1 protein-coding gene is annotated in these 410 nt (G+C 67.1%); it reads right to left on the minus strand.

Annotated features, from left to right (window positions below):
* The coding region (locus tag F6S12_RS33040) for a TonB-dependent receptor plug domain-containing protein (protein WP_315870027.1) at positions 1–410 on the minus strand (410 nt) is incomplete at both ends.

The following is a 410-nucleotide window of genomic DNA, read 5'->3' on the forward strand; positions in this document are numbered from 1 at the left end:
CGTTGTCGGCGGTGCCACCGGCCAGCAGGTTGCCGGTGGTCTTGAAGCCGTCATGGCTGGAGGAGGGGCTGGTTTCGGTCTGGAAGCCGCCCTTGACCGTCGGCGCGTCGGGAATTGCCCGGGTCACGAAGTTGACGATGCCGCCGACGTTCTGCGGGCCATAGCGCACCGCGCCACCACCGCGCACCACGTCCACGGCATCCATGTTGCCCATGCTGATGGGGGCAAACGAAAGTTGCGGCTGACCGTAGGGAGCGAAGGGTACCGGGATGCCGTCCATCAGCACCGTGGAGCGCGAGGCCAGGCGCGGATTGAGGCCGCGGATGCCGAAGTTCAGCGCCATGTCGTGGCTGCCGGTGCCGTTGTTGTCCGGTGCGTTGACCCCGGGAATCCGATTGAGCACGTCCCGC

Source organism: Pseudomonas sp. JV245A, assembly GCF_032424515.1.
Classification (GTDB): Bacteria; Pseudomonadota; Gammaproteobacteria; order Pseudomonadales; family Pseudomonadaceae; genus Aquipseudomonas; species Aquipseudomonas protegens.